A 15,491-nucleotide genomic window follows, 5' to 3' on the forward strand; every position below is an offset into this window, starting at 1 on the left:
CCGCGAAGCGGGGGACCTGTCGTGGCTCGCATACACCGTCTACGCCCATCCCGACGCGCGCCTCGCCGACCGCCCGGTCCCACCCCCGACCCCGGAACCCGACCCCGGAACCCGACCCCACTACGAAAGGCATTGCAATGACCACCACCGAAGCAGCCCGGAAGGCCCCGTCCCTCACCCGGGAAGAGCTCCGGGCGATCCACCCCTACGTGGTCTGCATGGAGGACGGCAGGCTCGCCGAGGGGGCATCCACGCTGCCCACCGGGACGGACGACTTCCAGACCGTGAAGGCCGACATCGACAAGCTCTTCAAGACCACGCTCCCGGAGTTCATCAAGATGCACGGGAAGCCGGTGCCGATGATGCTGTGGGCCCACGGCGGGCTGGTCGACAAGGCCGGCGGACTCCGCGTGGCCCACACCCAGGTGGCCTGGTGGCAGGCCAACGGCGTCTTCCCGGTGCACTTCGTCTGGCGCACCGGTCTCGCCGAATCGTTGTGGGACGCAGTGAAGGACAGCTTGCCCGGCCGGCCGCGAGGTTGGCTGGACGACGGATGGGACAAGCTGATCGAGATCGCCGTACGCGGTGCCCGCGGCAAGGACACCTGGGGCGCTATGAAGACGACCGCGAAGCTCGCGAGCGAGAAGGACACGGGCGGCGCGTGGTACTTCGCCCAGAAGCTCGCGGCGTTCATCGACGCCAACCCCGGCAGCGTCTCGGTACACACCGCCGGCCACAGCGCCGGGTCGATATTCCACTCCCACCTGATCCCCGAGCTGCTGTCGGCGGGGGTACCGGAGATCGCGTCACTGAACCTGTTGGCGCCGGCGATCCGTGTCGACGAGTTCAAGCAGCGTCTCCTGAAGAAGTCGGTGCTCGACAAGATCACGAAGACGACCATCTTCACCATGACGGAGTCCTTCGAGAAGGACGACACCTGCATCGGGATCTATCGCAAGTCGCTCCTCTACCTGATCCGCGCTGCCCTCGAGGACGAGTCGGGAGCCGAGATTCTCGGTCTCCAGGAGTGCCTGAAGCGCGACAAGGCTCTCAACGTACTTCTCGGCAAGGCGGGATCCGGTGACAAGGGCGAGGTGATGTGGTCTGAGACCGTCGGTGGCGGACCCCGGACGAGCAGCATGTCCAGGAGCCACGGGGGCTTCGACAACGACGCGCAGACCATGGACAGCCTCGCCCGCCGGGTGATCGACAACGACCAGCTCCCGGCCAAGTTCGAGACCGTCCCCGGGGCTCGGGGTGTCGCCGAGGCCTCGTCTCCCTGGCCCTCGGAGCGCGAGGTGCTCGACTACATTTCCGCTCGCGAGGCAGCGAAACCGAAGGCCACCGGGAAGCGGGCGCTGTGCATCGGGATCGACATGTACCCACTGGTGGAGGACCAGCTCGGCGGGTGCGTCGCTGATGCGCGGGCGTGGAAGCAGGAACTCCAGCACGCCGGCTTCACGGTAGACATCATCGAGGACGGCGACGCTACCCGGCAGCGCATCGTCGAGAGCATCCAGGACCTGATCCTGAAAAGCCGCGACGGCGACGTGCTCGTGCTCCAGTACTCCGGGCACGGCACCACCATCGACGACCTCGACGGCGACGACCTCGAAGAGGCCATGCGAACACGTGAAGAGAAGGACGAGGCACTGTGCCCGGTCGACTTCCGCGACGGTGAGCTCCTGATCGACGACGACCTCGGTCAGCTGTGGGACCTGCTCCCGGAGGGAGTAAACCTAACCGTGTTCTTCGACTCCTGTCACTCCGGCGGCGGCCAGCGCGCCGTGATGAAGCCCCCGGCGCCCAGTCCCACGAGGAAGGCACGACTAGTCCGCATGGAGCCCGAGAACATCGAGGCGTACAAGGAGAAGCGTGGTGGCCTGCCGCGCGCCACCAGGTCGCTCGACTCCGAGCGCTCGGTCTACTTCGCTGCCTGCCAGGCGGACGAGCTGGCCTTCGAACACAACGGGCAGGGCGACTTCACCCGCATCGCGCTGCCTCACCTCCGGGAGTTCCTGACGCGGACCAACCAAGAGTTCTACGACACCGTCCTCGCCGAGTTCGGTGGAGACAGGCAGCAGACCCCGGTGCTGCTGCCACCCGCGCTGACCTCCCGCACCTTCCTCGCCCCCCTCTCGCATGCGCCAAAGGGTAGTGCGGCCACCGGTCCGACCCCGGCGCCGGCGTCACCGATCGAGTCGGTCTCGCCCGCTGGCACTACCAGACGCGAGCAAGCCGTTGCGTCCATCCTCCGAGGAGTCGCCGACCTGATCGAGTCCTGAGCCTCGCAGGTGGCTTTGGGGCCCGCAGGAGACGGCCACTTTCGCGGCGGTGTGATGCGGCTGGTTCGTTGGGACTGGTGACGTCTACCAAGACGACGACGTCTTCCAGCCCTGGCATCAAGCCAGCTCGTCGCTCGTTGTCCGGGACGAGCTCTACCTCCGGGGACTCGCTTCCTCGTGGCGCCGGGACACGAGGACGTGTGGGGGAGTGATTCTTTGCTCGCCGATCAATGCTCAGGCGGCACGGATTCGCGGATGTACGGCTGACCGCATCTTGTGCTGGCATCGCTGGGTAGGCCCACCCGCGACCTGCGCGCGCTGCACCCATGACTTCTGGTTCTGAGGAACTTGGATTCTGGGATGATCCTTGAATGGAGGAAATCAGTCGAGAAGTGAGATTGGCCGCGCCGATGGCCGAGTTCGAGGCTCTCCGCGCAGAGGTCTTGAGCATGCGAGGCGTACAGAAAAACGTCATCTCCATCGCCTTGACAGCGTACGCTGCGTTGTTCTCCGTTGCTTTGAGCAAAGACGGTGACTCGCGAATCTTGTGGGTAGTGCCTCCCCTCGGTCTCGTTCTGTGTCTGTTTTTGCTCGGCGAAATGTTTCAGATCGGCCGCATTGGTATCTACATCAGAAATGAGTTGTGGCCGGAGATCCAGCGAGTGACTGCGTACGATCGCTCCTGGGAGCGCCGCCACGATAAGCGCGGTTGGTTTGGCGCAAGCGCCGCGGCAGTGGTAGCTGATGGCGCGGTCCCACTTCTGCTGTTTGGAGCTGGCGTAGTTGCACTATGCACGATGCCGCAGTTGGGAGCTCGGGCGACCGCTGGCCTGTGGGCCTGCGCGGTGCTTACGTTCGTAGCTCCCATCGCCGGCGGCCTTGTCTACTACTTCGATTCGGAGAGGCACGGGCGTGATCGTAAGACGGTGACGCTATGGCACCTAACGGACCCAGACGAGCTCGATCAAGTGAAGGAGTTGGGCATGAAGGCTTGGCCTTCGCCACGCCGCGATCAGCACCCCTTTCTCCAGGTAATTGGCGACGAGCGCGCAGTCACGATCCCTCGGGCCTGGACCAAGTACGCGAACGGAGCCGTCTACTTGACACGTTTTGAGGTCAAGAAGACGTACTTGAACCGTCGCGCGGTCGGGCGGCCGAGTGGCCATTGCATTCTTGAGCACCATTTGGCGACGGTTGACGACATGGAGGTGCTCAACCGGAGTATCGTTGGCGCGATCGACGTTGTGGCAGAGATCCGGTGACTGCGGATAGACGCGCTACGTGCACGAATTCGAGGGTGACCGCAAAGCGCACCGCGTGTCTCGGACGGCGGAGTCGGACCGCTCGCCCGAGTCGGCGCATGAGGTGAGCGATTGCCTCTTCGGCGGCGGATGCACCGCGTGCCGGAAGGAATCCGCACACGTCAGAGCGTGACGGCGGCCCGGTGCTGGTGGGGGGCGCCGAAGAGTTGGCCGAGGGCATGCGCGCGCTTGAACACCAGGTGGGCGTCGTGCTCCCAGGTGATCGCGATGCCGCCGTGGAGCTGGATGCACTCGCCGGCGAGGTGGGCGGCGGCCTCGAGGCAGTACGACGCCGCGGTGCGGGTCAGGTCCTCGACGTCGGTGGCGTTCGTGGCCAGCGCGTAGCTCGCCGCCCAGGACGCAGATCGGCCGATCTCGAGCTGGGCGAGCATGTCGGCCATCCGGTGCTTGAGCGCCTGGAACGAGCCGATCGGGCGGCCGAACTGGACCCGCTCCTTGCTGTAGTCGACGGTCATCCGGAGCGCTCGGTCGCACAGGCCGACCGCGAGGGCTGACACTGCGGCGGGGCCGACCAGGTCCACCCGCGCGCGGGCGGCCGCGCTGTCACCGATCACTGTCGTCGGCGCGTCGGACCGGTCGAGGTGGGCAAGCCGGATCGTCTGGTCCATCGACTCCGCCCACGTCGCGGTCGCTCCGGCGATCTCGACCAGGTCGTCGCCGTCGATGGCAAGCACGATCGTCGCCCGGTCGGCGTCGAGAACCGGTCCGTCACCCAGCGCGATGGTCGCGATCTCGCCGGCTGCGATCCGGGGGAGCAGCCACGCCTTCGCATCCTCCGTGCCACCGGCGAGCAGCGCCTCGGTCGCGATCACCGAGGCGAGCAGCGGGGTCGGGGCGAGCGATCGACCCAGCTCCTCGAGCACGACCGCAGTCTCGAAGAAGGTCGCGCCGGCGCCGTCGTACTCCTCGGGGATGGCGAGGGCGGCGACGCCGACCTGCTCGCAGAGCGTGGACCAGAGTGCCGCGTCGTACCCCTGCTCCGAGGCGATCGCCGCCCGGACGGCTGCCGGGTCGGCCTGCTTGGTCAGCACCGCCCGGACCGTCGACGCGAGCTCGGCCTGCTCCTCGCTGAGCGCGAACTCCATCTCACGCCTCCACGAGCGACTCGAGGATCCGCGCGCGGTGGAACGCCGGGGTGCCCCAGGCCGTCACCAGCGCCCGGATCTTCGTGATCCAGATGCTGAGGTCGAACTCGGCGGTGTAGCCGATCGCGCCGTGGACCTGCAGGCCGGTACGGGAGGCGAGGTACGCCGCGTCCGCACACATCACCTTCGCCGCCGACACCGCCCGCGGGGTGGGGTCGAGCGCGGCGCCGTGGACGAGGGGGCGCGCGAAGTCGAGCGCGATCCGTACGTCGGCCAGCTGGTGCTTGATCGCCTGGTACGAGCCGATCTCGCGTCCGAACTGGCGGCGCTGCTTCGCGTAGGTGACCGTGTCGGCCAACACTCGCTCGCCCAGGCCGAGGAGCTGGGCGGCGGTGGCGAGCGCGGCGAGGTCGAAGGCATTGGTGGTTTCGAGGCTCGGCGCTGGCGCGCCTCGCACCTCAACCACCGGCGCTCCTCGGACCTCCACCACCGAGAAGAGGTGACGGGTCCGGTCGACGGAGGCGTGACGCTCGCCGACCTCGGCCTCGCTGAGCCCGTCGGGGCCGGCGAGATAGACGGCGTCGGCGACATCGGCGTCGAGGGCGTACGGCGCATGCGGGGGAGCTGCGACCGTGGCGACCCCCTCCACCTCGCGGCCGAGCGCCACCGGCAGGTAGGCGGCGGACTCGACCCACGGGCCGGGGACCGCGTGCCGGCCGAGGGCCTCGAACGCGATGCAGACCTCGACCGGGGAGGCCTCGGTGGCGAGCATCGTCACCCCCTGCTCGGCGAGCCGGTCCCACAGCTTGAGGCCGGGGCCGTGGTCGCCGTCGGCCCACGAGCGGGCAACACCGGCGGTGTCGGCCGAGGACAGCAGGCTCTCGAGGGCGTCGCCGAACGCGCGCTGCTCGTCGGTGAGCTCGAACCTCATCGCTGTGCTCCCTTGGGCTCGCGCGGCAGGCCGAGGATCCGCTCGGCGATGATGTTGCGCTGGATCTCGTTGGTACCGGCGTAGATCGGGCCCGACAGGGCGAACGTGTAGCCGTCCAGCCACCCCGACTCCACCTCGGCCTCCGGACCGAGCAGGTCGAGCGCGGTCTCGTGCAGCGCGATGTCGAGCTCGCTCCACCAGACCTTGTTGACCGAGCCGGCGGCACCCATCTCGCCACCGTCGGCGAGGCGGGTGACCGTGCCCCAGGTGTAGAGCCGGTAGGCCTCGGCCTTGAGCCAGGCGTCGACGACCCGGTCACCGACGCGCGCGTCGGGCCGCTCGCGATAGAGGTCGACGAGCCGGTCGGCGGCGGCGCAGAACCGGCCGGGGGAGCGGAGGGAGAGCCCGCGCTCGTTGCCCGCCGTACTCATCGCGACCCGCCAGCCGTCGCCCGGCGCGCCGAGCACGTCGCTGTCGGGCACGAACACCTCGTCGAAGAAGACCTCTGCGAACCCGGCCTCGCCGTCCAGCTGGGCGATCGGCCGGACGGTGATGCCCTCGGCGTCCATCGGGAACAGGAAGTAGGTCAACCCGTTGTGGCGCGCCGCTTCCGGGTCGGAGCGGAACAGACCGAAGCCCCAGTGGGCGTACGTCGCCCGCGACGACCAGGTCTTCTGGCCGTTGAGCACCCAGCCTCCACGGGCCTCATCGCGGCGCGCGGTCGACTTGAGCGACGCCAGGTCGGAGCCCGCCTCGGGCTCGGACCAGCACTGCGCCCACACGTTCTCGCCGGTCGCCATCGTCGGCAGGAACCGGTCCTGCTGCTCCTTCGTGCCGTGCTCGAAGATGATCGGCGCGAGCAGGAAGATGCCGTTCTGGGAGACCCGGCCGGGTGCGCCGGCGCGGTAGTACTCCTCCTCGAAGATCACCCACTCGACCAGCGATGCCTCGCGGCCGTGGTAGTCCCGGGGCCAGGACACGACCGACCAGCGGTCGGCGGCCAGCCGTGCCTCCCACTCCTGGTGGAGCTCCCAGCCCTCCGCGGTGTCCATCGACGGCAGCGGCTCGGCCGGCACGTTGGCGGCCAGCCAGGCGCGGGCCTCGTCGCGGAAGGCGAGCTCGGACTCGCTCAGTTCCAGATCCACTCTTACTTCCTCAGCTCGGTTTTCAGGACCTTGCCCGACAGGTTGCGGGGGAGTGCGTCGACCGTCTCGACCAGCCGCGGCACCTTGAAGTTGGCCAGCCGCTCCTTGGCGAACGCGATGACGTCGTCGGCAGGCGCCGTGCCGACGACGTACGCCTTGCCGACCTCGCCCATCCGCTCGTCGGGCACGCCCACGACGGCGACGTCCTGGATGCCGTCCATCCGCATCAGCGCCTGCTCGACCTCGGCGGGATAGACGTTGAAGCCGCCGGAGATGTACATGTCCTTGAGCCGGTCGGTGATCCGCAGGTTGCCGTGCTCGTCGAGTACGCCGATGTCGCCGGTGTGGAGCCAGCCGTCGTCATCGATCGCCTCGGCCGTCGCGGCGGGGTCGTCGAGGTAGCCGAGCATCACGTAGTCGCCCCGCACCAGCAGCTCGCCGCTCTCGTCGTCGATCCGTGTCTCCATGCCGGGGATGGCGCGCCCGCAGGTGGTCGCGACCGTCTCGGCGGAGTCGCCCTCGCGGCACATGGTCACGACGACCGCCTCGGTCATGCCGAACGCCGTGACGACGTGGTCGATTGCCAGCCCCTCCGGTGGCGCAGTGCGCATCCGCTCGATGAGCACGACGGGCACGACGGCCGCGCCGGTCACGGCCAGTCGCAGCGACGACAGGTCGCGGTCGGCCCGGCCGGGCGCCGCGAGCAGCGACTGGTAGATCGTGGGCGCGCCGGGGAGGAGGGTGATCCGCTCGGTCTCGATCAGCTGCATCGTCTGGTCGACGTCGAACGTCGCGGCCGGGTAGAGCGTCGCGCCGCTGAGGAGACCGACGATGATGCCGATCTTGTAGCCGAAGGAGTGGAAGAACGGGTTCACCACGAGATAGCGGTCGTCGGCGGTCACCCCGCCGAGCTCGGCCCAGGCCCGGGCGACGCCGATCGTCTGGCGGTGCGCGCTCATCGCGCCCTTCGGCCGTCCAGTGGTCCCGGAGGTGAAGAGGATGTCGGCGACCTCGTCGGGCGAGACCGCGTCGGCGCGGGCCTCGACCTCCTCCGCCGTCGCCTCGCGGACCTGTCGTTCCTCGCCGCGATGGTCGAGCGAGAGCGTCGAGAGCTCACCGAGCACGCGCACGGTCGCGATCTCACTGGCCGCGAGGAGCTCCTCCAGCTGGCTGCGCCCGAGGAAGCCGTCGGCGACCATCACGACGGTGGCGCCGGTGCGGTCGACCAGCTCGGCCACCTCGTGCCCGGTGTAGCGGGAGTTCGCGGGGACCAGAGTGCCGCCGGCGTATGTCGTCGCGAGTGCTGCGACCACCCACTCGATGCTGTTCGGGCCCCACACCACCACACGCTCGCCCGCAGCCAGGCCGTGGCCGACGTAGCGCCGGGCCAGCTCGCGCACCTCGTCGAGCAGCCCGGCGTAGGTCAGCGTGCGGTCGCCGTCGACATAGGCCGGGCGGTCGCCGTACCTCTCCGCTGCTGCGCGCAGGATCGCCGGAATCGTGTCCACGACGACAGCCTACCAAGCATTTGCTTGGTATGGATGGGGGCGTTCGATCAGCCGACCGGCTCGGGCACCTGCACGGGCCGCCGGTTCGCCGTCATCGCGAGCGCGGTTCCGGCGGCGAGGAGCGAGCACAGCGCGACGAACAGCCAGGCCGTGCGCACCGCGTCGGTGTCCGTCGCCCCGGTGCCGATGATGGCGACCAGGATGCTGACCCCGAGCGCGAACCCGACCTGGCGGGCCATGCTGACGATCCCGCTGCCGGTCGCACCCTGCTCGGGCGGAAGGGTGGCGGTGGCGGCGGCGACCAGGTTGGGGAGGGCGAGGCCCACGCCGACGCCCGACAGGATCCAGGCGGGGAGGAAGGTCGTCCAGTACGCCGGCTCGGTGCTCAGGGCCGCGAGCTGCCAGAGCGCGGACACGGCGCACAGGACGCTGCCGGCCGCGATCAGCCTCGAGGGGTGGACGTGCCCGAACCGGCGTGCCGCGATGATCGAGGTCGGGGGTACGGCGAGGGGGCCGAGCGCGATCGCGAAGCCGGTCTCGAGTGCGGAGAAGCCCCAGGCCTGCTGCATCCAGAGGATGGCGAGCAGCAGCGCCGCCCCGAAGCCGGTGTTGAAGAGCAGGGTCGTGACGTTCGCCGACGCGAACGAGCGGATCCGCAGCAGGGCCGGGTCGATGACGGGGGAGGGGTGGCGACCCGACAGCCAGACGAAGCCTCCGAGGCCGGCGGCCGCCCCGGCGAATGCGGCGAGCGTCCGCCCCGAGGTCCATCCCCACTCCTCGGTCTGGACGAGGCCGAGGACGAGAGCTGCGATCGCGCCTGCGAGCACGGCCGCACCCAGCAGGTCCGGACGTGGTGCTCCGGCGTTCTGCCGGACATCCGGTACGAAACGGATCGCCGCGACGACCAGGAAGATGCCGACCGGCACGTTGATCCAGAACGCCCAGTGCCACGAGAGCTGCACGAGCCCGCCGCCTGCCGCCGGGCCGAGCGCGGCTGCGATGGAACCGGTCAGCGCCCACAGCCGGGCGCCCGCGGCCCGCCGTTCGGGCGGGAGTGCCGCGAGCAGCAGTCCCAGGCTGGCCGGGGTCATCGCTGCCGCGCCGACCGCCTGCAGGACCCGCGCGGCGACCAGCTCCCACACGCCGGGGGCGAAGCCGCAGGCCAGGCTCGCGAGGGTGAACACGGCCAGACCGGCGACGAAGCCCGGCTTGCGCCCGTAGCGGTCGGTGAGTCGGCCCATCGGCACCAGGAGGGCGGCGTACACGACGGCGTACGCGCTCAGGATCCAGCTCAGCTCGTTGAGCGCGGGGGCGTCGGTCGCCGTACTGAAGTCCCGCCCGATCTCGTCGAAGGCGACGTTGACGATGAACAGGTCCAGGCCGGCCATGAAGGTCGCCCCGGTGAGGATCGCGGTCACCGCTCCCGTGTGCACCCGCTGGCTTGCGTTATCCATAGCCAGAAAGGTAGACCCCTGACTATGGATTGCACAAGCCAGATGTGTCTAGAATGTCCGGCGTGACGGTTCAGCTGGCAGGACGGCTCGCGGCCCGCGGCGACGTGGCCCTCGGCGACCGCTGTTCGGTCGACCGGACCATGCAGGTGGTCGGCAACCGGACCGCGATGCTCCTGATCCGGGAGGCGTTCTACGGCGCGACCCGGTTCGAGCAGCTCGCGAAGCGGGTCGGGGTCACCGAGGCGGTGGCCTCGCAGCGACTCAAGGAGCTGGTCGCTGCGGGCATCCTCGCCAAGCAGCCGTACCGCGAGCCCGGTCAGCGCACCAGGTTCGAGTACGTCCTCACGCCGGCGGGCCACGAGCTCATGCCGGTGCTCCTCGGCCTGCTCCAGTGGGGTGCGCGACACCTGCCGCATCCGGGCGGTCGGGTGACGGTCACGCATGACGAGTGCGGGGCCGAGGTGCAGGCAGCACTGCGCTGTGCCGACGGCCACGACGTCCCGGAGGAGGACGTCGTCGTCCGTGGCGATGTGACACGCTGACCCCTACCAAGCATTTGCTTGGTACGCTGGTGACGTGGACCTGACCGAGAGCGCCGAGGACGCCGCCTTCCGCGAGGAGGTGCGCACCTGGTTGGCCGAGCACCTGGTCGGCGAGTGGCGCGACCTGATGGGCCTCGGCGGGCCCGGCCGCGACCACGAGGCGTTCGAGGAACGGCTGGCCTGGAACCGACTGCTGGCCGAGCACGGCTGGACCTGTGTCGGCTGGCCGCAGGAGTACGACGGCCGAGGGCTCTCGTTGTGGCAGCAGGTGATCTTCCACGAGGAGTACGCCCGCGCCGACGCCCCGCACGGCGTCAACCACCTCGGTGAGACCCTGCTCGGGCCGACCCTGATCGCGTTCGGCAGCGATGCCCAGAAGGAGCGGTTCCTCCCGAGGATCCGTGCGGTCGAGGAGCTGTGGGCGCAGGGCTACTCCGAGCCCAACGCCGGCTCCGACCTCGCCAACGTGCAGACGAAGGCACGCCTGGTCGACGGTGCGTGGGTCATCGACGGGCAGAAGGTCTGGACCTCGAACGCCCACCTCAGCGACTGGTGCTTCGTGGTCGCCCGTTCCGAGCCGGGGTCGACCCGGCACCACGGACTGTCGTTCCTGCTCGTCCCCCTGGCGCAGGACGGCGTCGAGATCCGGCCGATCGAGCAGCTGACCAGCGGCTCGGAATTCAACGAGGTCTTCTTCACCGGCGCCCGCACGGACGCCGACCTGGTCGTCGGCGAGCCGGGCCAGGGCTGGGGCGTCGCGATGGGGCTGCTCGGCTTCGAGCGCGGTGTCTCGACCCTCGGGCAGACGGTCGGGTTCGCCCGCGAGCTCGACGACGTCGTGGCCCGCGCAAAGGCGAACGGCAGCATCGACGACCCGATCGTCCGCGACCGGCTGGCGCGGCTCAAGGTCGAGCTCAACGCCATCCGCAGCTTCGCACTGCGCGCGCTGGCGCTGGTCGAGGGCGGCCAGGACTCGGCCGCCGGCGGGGGAGCGGGCTCCATCTTCAAGCTGGCGTGGGCCAACTGGCACCGGCAGCTCGGCGAGGTGGCGATGGACGTCGCCGGCGCGGCGGGGCTGCTCACCCAGGGGACCGCGACGCCCTACGACCTCGACGAGCACCAGCGGCTCTTCCTCTTCTCCCGCTCCGACACGATCTACGGCGGCAGCGACGAGGTCCAGAAGAACATCCTCGCCGAGCGGGTGCTCGGCCTACCGCGCGAACCGAAGGGGTCTTGATGACGACCATGAAGGCTGAGCAGCCGACGCCGGACTACGTGCCCGGTCACGGCCTCCTGCGCGACAAGGTCGTCGTCGTGACGGCGGCTGCGGGCGCCGGCATCGGCGCGGCCGTCGTACGGCGTGCGCTCGAGGAGGGGGCGAAGGCGGTCGTCTTCAGCGACACCCACGAGCGGCGGCTCGCGGAGGCTGAGGAGGTCCTCGCGAAGGAGTTCGGCGCCGACCGCGTCCGGCAGCTGGTCTGCGACGTGACCGACGAGGCGCAGGTCGCCGCGCTCCTCGACGTGGCCGACGAGTTCGGCGGGGTCGACGTGATGATCAACAACGCCGGCCTCGGTGGCACCGCCAGTGTGCTCGAGATGACCGACGACCAGTGGTCGAAGGTCCTCGACATCACGCTCACCGGCACCTTCCGCTGCGTGCGCGCGGCCGGCCGGCGGATGGTCGCGGCAGGGAAGAAGGGCATCATCGTCAACAACGCCTCGGTGATCGGCTGGCGCGCGCAGGAGGGCCAGGCCCACTACTCCGCGGCGAAGGCCGGTGTGATGGCCCTGACCCGATGCTCCGCGATCGACCTGGCGCCGCACGGCATCCGGGTCAACGCGGTGTCGCCGAGCCTGGCGATGCACCCGTTCCTGGAGAAGGTGACGTCGCCGGAGCTGCTGGAGGAGCTCAAGCAGCGTGAGGCCTTCGGGCGCGCCGCGGCCCCGTGGGAGGTCGCGAACGTGATGGTGTTCCTCGCCAGTGGCTACTCGTCCTACCTGACCGGTGAGGTGATCAGTGTCAGCAGCCAGCACGCCTGAGTCCCGACGCGACCAGCTGCTCGCGATCGCGGCCCGGCTGTTCGCCGAGAAGGGCTTCAAGAACACGACCGTCCGCGACATCGCGGATGCCGCCGGGATCCTGTCCGGCAGCCTCTACCACCACTTCGACTCCAAGGAGTCGATGGTCGACGAGATCCTCTCGACCTTCCAGGCCGAGCTCTTCGGTCAGTACGACGAGATCCTGACCAGTGACGAGGACGCCCGCACGAAGCTCGAGCGAGCGGTCCGGGTGTCGTTCGAGGCGATCGACCAGCACCCCTTCGAGGTGGCGATCTACCAGAACGAGGCCGACTACCTCGGCACGTTCGACCGGTTCGGCTACCTCGCCGACCGCAACACCCAGTCCCGGCAGGTCTGGGTCACGCTGATCGAGGAGGGCGTGCGCACCGGCGTACTCCGCAACGACCTCGACGTGACCCTCACCTACCGCTTCATCCGCGACACCGTGTGGGTCGCCGTCCGGTGGTACCGCCCCGGCCGCGGTCACACCCACACCGAGGTCGCCGACCAGTACGTCCGCATCCTCCTCGACGGGATCTCCTCATGACCGCCAATACCGCCTACATCGTCGACGCCGTCCGCACCCCGGTCGGCAAGCGCGGCGGCGCGCTCGCCGGCGTGCACTCCGCCGACCTCGCCGCGCACACGATCGCCGCGCTGATGGACCGGACCGCGGTCGACCCGGGCGCGGTCGACGACGTGATCCTCGGCTGCTGCGACACCATCGGCTCGCAGGCCGGCGACGTCGCGCGGACGGCCTGGCTCGTGGCCGGCCTGCCCGACCACGTGCCCGGCGTGACCATCGACCGGCAGTGCGGCTCCTCGCAGCAGGCGGTCCACTTCGCCGCCCAGGGCGTCATGTCCGGCACCCAGGACCTGGTGGTCGCCGGCGGCGTGCAGAACATGAGCGCCATCCCGATCTCGGCCGCGATGCTCGTCGGCCAGCAGTACGGCTTCTCCACGCCGTTCGCGGAGTCGCCCGGCTGGCTCAAGAGGTACGGCGACCAGGAGGTCAGCCAGTTCCGGTCCGCGGAGATGATCGCCGAGAAGTGGGACATCTCGCGGGAGGAGATGGAAGCGTTCGCGCTCGCCTCTCATGAGCGGGCCCGGACCGCGATCGCGGAGGGACGGTTCGCCACCGAGCTCGTCCCGTACGTGCTCCCCGACGGGACCGCGTTCACGACCGACCAGTGCCCGCGCGAGACGTCCCTGGAGAAGATGGCCGGCCTCGAGCCGCTCGCGCCCGGCGGCCGGATCACCGCCGCTGTCGCGTCCCAGATCTGCGACGCGTCGTCGGCGACACTGATCGCGTCCGAGGCGGCGGTCCAGGCACACGGACTCAACCCGCGGGCCCGGATCCACCACCTCTCGGTGCGGGGCGACGACCCGGTCTGGATGCTGACCGGCCCGATCAACGCGACCAAGCACGCGCTCGCGAAGACCGGCATGAGCATCGACGACATCGACCTCTTCGAGTGCAACGAGGCGTTCGCGTCCGTCGTGCTCGCCTGGATGAAGGAAACCGGGGCCCCACACGAGAAGGTCAACGTCAACGGCGGCGGGATCGCGCTCGGTCACCCGATCGGCGCCACCGGCACCCGGCTGATGACGACCCTGCTCAACGAGCTCGAGCGCACGGGCGGCCGCTACGGGCTGCAGACGATGTGCGAGGGCGGCGGCCAGGCCAACGTCACCATCATCGAGCGCCTCGGCTGAGGCTGGCCGTCGCTCTGCGGACGGCTCACCCGTCGGAGAGGGCGACGGCCGAGATGTCGACGTACGCGTCGGCCTCGCCGCCCGTGCCGTCGAGGCCCTCGCCCGGCGCGTAGAGGGAGCACTCGACGCCGACGATCTGGCGACCGGTGGGATACACGTGGGAGACCGCGGTCAGGGTCGCCTGTCCGCCTGCTCCTTCGGGAGGAAATCCGGTCGACGGCGTCTGCCCTCCCTCGTCGTCGAACTGGAAGAGGGTCTCCGACGCGTCGATGGGCGCGCCGTTGACCTCGAGCCGACAGGGGCCCAGGACGTACCGTACGAACAGCTCGGTCCCGATGACCACGGAGGCGATGATCAGCAGCCGTCCGGGCTTGGCGAGGTCGATCGGCAGGCTGCCGCAGTCGATGTAGCTCGGTGACTCTCCGCAGGATCCTGTGCCGACGCGGCCGGATCCTGCTTGGCCGGCCACCGGGACCGTGCCGAGGCTGGACTCGCCGACCTGGCCGGTGCCGAGGGCATCGTTCGCGATGTCGCGGTTGCCGAGGATTCGGATGTCCCGGCCGGTGAGGGAGTCGTCGGCCACGTCGGCGGTGTGGACCTGTCCGTCGACGATGTCGTCGCTGAAGACCGTGTTCGAACCTGGGAGCGCGTAGGCGGTGCCGACGGACAGGAAGAGGAAGATCGACAGGTAGCCGGCCCACTGGGCTCGGAGCTGTCGGCCGATGTGCCGCACTGTGGGGCTCATGATCACTGTCCCGACAGGGTGACGGCCGACATGCGGGCCAATGGATAGGTGGTCGCGCCGGTGTGGTCCTGGCAGTCGATGGCGACCGCCCGGGTGCCGGCGGGGAGCACGTTGGTCACGGCCGTCATCGTGAAATGGTTGCGGCCCTCCTCGATGTCCTCCTCGTCCCAGCGCACGGAAGTCCAGGAGGCCGCGATCGGTTCCGTGCCGTCGTGCAGCCGGCACGCGCCGGAACCCCACTCGTTCTCGCGCTCGACCATCGCTGTCACCTGCCCGATGATCAGGATCCGGCCGGGTCTGTCGAGGGTCACGACGACGAGGGAGCAGCGGATCCAGGTGGTCGTCTCGGGGTTGCAGGCGCCGTCGTACCCGTAGCGTCCGGTGCCGCCCTGGCGTGCCAACGGCACGGTGCTCAGGGACGACTCGTTGATCTTGTCGCCGGTGACGGAGTCGACCCCGAAGTCCAGTGCCGTCAGCGTCCCGTTGCGGACGTCGGTGCCGCCCAGGGCTCGGCGGGTGTCGTCGTTGGCGACGTCGGCGGTGGTGACCTCTCCGTCGACGATGTCGTCGCTGAAGACCGTGTTCGACTCGGCGAGCGCGTACGCCGTGCCGGTGGTGAGCACGAGGAACAGGGCGAGCAGGCCGGCCGATTGTTGAGCAAGGGACCTACCGAGGTTCGCGAGCATCGTTTCCTCCA

At 69.5% G+C, this 15,491-nt stretch carries 14 protein-coding genes; 7 read left to right on the forward strand and 7 right to left on the reverse strand.

The genetic code is table 11. The features are described 5' to 3' along the window. Window positions 1-137 precede the first annotated feature (137 nt). Both D0Z08_RS25900 and D0Z08_RS25905 read left to right on the forward strand, forming a co-directional pair. Window positions 138-2,285, forward strand: coding sequence for a caspase family protein (locus D0Z08_RS25900; RefSeq protein WP_118928177.1), 2,148 nt, complete (start codon window positions 138-140; stop codon window positions 2,283-2,285). A gap of 371 nt (window positions 2,286-2,656) precedes the next feature. Next, the gene (locus D0Z08_RS25905; RefSeq protein WP_118928178.1) at window positions 2,657-3,547 is read left to right on the forward strand and encodes a hypothetical protein; all 891 of its coding nucleotides are present in this window, start codon (window positions 2,657-2,659) and stop codon (window positions 3,545-3,547) included. A 161-nt stretch (window positions 3,548-3,708) separates the two neighbouring features. On the opposite strand, the gene D0Z08_RS25910 is transcribed toward D0Z08_RS25905, so the two are convergent. The 5 genes from D0Z08_RS25910 to D0Z08_RS25930 are packed head-to-tail and all read right to left on the reverse strand — an operon-like array spanning window position 3,709 to window position 9,730. Next, window positions 3,709-4,692, reverse strand: coding sequence for an acyl-CoA dehydrogenase family protein (locus tag D0Z08_RS25910; protein ID WP_118928179.1), 984 nt, complete (start codon window positions 4,690-4,692; stop codon window positions 3,709-3,711). A gap of 1 nt (window position 4,693) precedes the next feature. After that, window positions 4,694-5,623, reverse strand: coding sequence for an acyl-CoA dehydrogenase family protein (locus D0Z08_RS25915; RefSeq protein ID WP_118928180.1), 930 nt, complete (start codon window positions 5,621-5,623; stop codon window positions 4,694-4,696). Continuing rightward, window positions 5,620-6,768, reverse strand: a complete 1,149-nt coding sequence (locus D0Z08_RS25920; protein ID WP_118928181.1) for an acyl-CoA dehydrogenase family protein — start codon at window positions 6,766-6,768, stop codon at window positions 5,620-5,622. Before D0Z08_RS25920 ends, D0Z08_RS25915 begins: the two co-directional genes overlap by 4 nt. Window positions 6,769-6,770: 2 nt before the next feature. Next, the gene (locus D0Z08_RS25925; RefSeq protein WP_118928182.1) at window positions 6,771-8,276 is read right to left on the reverse strand and encodes a FadD3 family acyl-CoA ligase; all 1,506 of its coding nucleotides are present in this window, start codon (window positions 8,274-8,276) and stop codon (window positions 6,771-6,773) included. Between the two features lie 47 nt (window positions 8,277-8,323). Beyond that, window positions 8,324-9,730, reverse strand: a complete 1,407-nt coding sequence (locus D0Z08_RS25930) for an MFS transporter (RefSeq protein WP_245994507.1) — start codon at window positions 9,728-9,730, stop codon at window positions 8,324-8,326. Window positions 9,731-9,792: 62 nt separating this feature from the next. Here D0Z08_RS25930 and D0Z08_RS25935 point away from each other — a divergent pair, with 62 nt between their 5' ends. Genes D0Z08_RS25935 through D0Z08_RS25955 form a run of 5 tightly spaced genes read left to right on the forward strand, consistent with a single transcriptional unit; the run spans window position 9,793 to window position 14,049 of the window. Continuing rightward, on the forward strand, window positions 9,793-10,272 hold the full coding sequence (locus D0Z08_RS25935) for a winged helix-turn-helix transcriptional regulator (RefSeq protein WP_220454351.1): 480 nt from the start codon (window positions 9,793-9,795) through the stop codon (window positions 10,270-10,272). A gap of 34 nt (window positions 10,273-10,306) precedes the next feature. Beyond that, entirely contained in the window at window positions 10,307-11,509 is a 1,203-nt protein-coding gene (locus D0Z08_RS25940; protein WP_118928185.1) for an acyl-CoA dehydrogenase family protein, read from the forward strand. Further along, complete coding sequence (locus D0Z08_RS25945; RefSeq protein ID WP_118928186.1) at window positions 11,509-12,312, forward strand: SDR family oxidoreductase; 804 nt, start codon at window positions 11,509-11,511, stop codon at window positions 12,310-12,312. The genes D0Z08_RS25940 and D0Z08_RS25945 overlap by 1 nt, the downstream gene beginning before the upstream one ends. Further along, window positions 12,290-12,880 (forward strand): TetR/AcrR family transcriptional regulator, encoded by a 591-nt coding sequence (locus D0Z08_RS25950; RefSeq protein WP_118928187.1) that lies wholly within the window; start codon window positions 12,290-12,292, stop codon window positions 12,878-12,880. Before D0Z08_RS25945 ends, D0Z08_RS25950 begins: the two co-directional genes overlap by 23 nt. Then, entirely contained in the window at window positions 12,877-14,049 is a 1,173-nt protein-coding gene (locus D0Z08_RS25955) for an acetyl-CoA C-acetyltransferase (RefSeq protein WP_118928188.1), read from the forward strand. The genes D0Z08_RS25950 and D0Z08_RS25955 overlap by 4 nt, the downstream gene beginning before the upstream one ends. A 25-nt stretch (window positions 14,050-14,074) precedes the next feature. On the opposite strand, the gene D0Z08_RS25960 is transcribed toward D0Z08_RS25955, so the two are convergent. Beyond that, complete coding sequence (locus D0Z08_RS25960) at window positions 14,075-14,794, reverse strand: hypothetical protein (protein WP_147381543.1); 720 nt, start codon at window positions 14,792-14,794, stop codon at window positions 14,075-14,077. 2 nt (window positions 14,795-14,796) lie between these two features. Then, window positions 14,797-15,480, reverse strand: a complete 684-nt coding sequence (locus D0Z08_RS25965) for a hypothetical protein (RefSeq protein ID WP_118928190.1) — start codon at window positions 15,478-15,480, stop codon at window positions 14,797-14,799. Between the last annotated feature and the right edge of the window lie 11 nt (window positions 15,481-15,491).

The organism is Nocardioides immobilis (assembly GCF_003515065.1).
Taxonomy (GTDB): Bacteria; Actinomycetota; Actinomycetes; order Propionibacteriales; family Nocardioidaceae; genus Nocardioides; species Nocardioides immobilis.

Excerpts from the sequence above, each read along its gene's own strand:
- D0Z08_RS25900 (WP_118928177.1), top strand. The coding sequence starts at position 138 with ATGACCACCACCGAAGCAGCCCGGAAGGCCCCGTCCCTCACCCGGGAA.
- D0Z08_RS25905 (WP_118928178.1), top strand. The coding sequence starts at position 2,657 with ATGGAGGAAATCAGTCGAGAAGTGAGATTGGCCGCGCCGATGGCCGAG.
- D0Z08_RS25910 (WP_118928179.1), bottom strand. The coding sequence starts at position 4,692 with ATGGAGTTCGCGCTCAGCGAGGAGCAGGCCGAGCTCGCGTCGACGGTC.
- D0Z08_RS25915 (WP_118928180.1), bottom strand. The coding sequence starts at position 5,623 with ATGAGGTTCGAGCTCACCGACGAGCAGCGCGCGTTCGGCGACGCCCTC.
- D0Z08_RS25930 (WP_245994507.1), bottom strand. The coding sequence starts at position 9,730 with ATGGATAACGCAAGCCAGCGGGTGCACACGGGAGCGGTGACCGCGATC.
- D0Z08_RS25945 (WP_118928186.1), top strand. The coding sequence starts at position 11,509 with ATGACGACCATGAAGGCTGAGCAGCCGACGCCGGACTACGTGCCCGGT.
- D0Z08_RS25955 (WP_118928188.1), top strand. The coding sequence starts at position 12,877 with ATGACCGCCAATACCGCCTACATCGTCGACGCCGTCCGCACCCCGGTC.
- D0Z08_RS25960 (WP_147381543.1), bottom strand. The coding sequence starts at position 14,794 with ATGAGCCCCACAGTGCGGCACATCGGCCGACAGCTCCGAGCCCAGTGG.
- D0Z08_RS25965 (WP_118928190.1), bottom strand. The coding sequence starts at position 15,480 with ATGCTCGCGAACCTCGGTAGGTCCCTTGCTCAACAATCGGCCGGCCTG.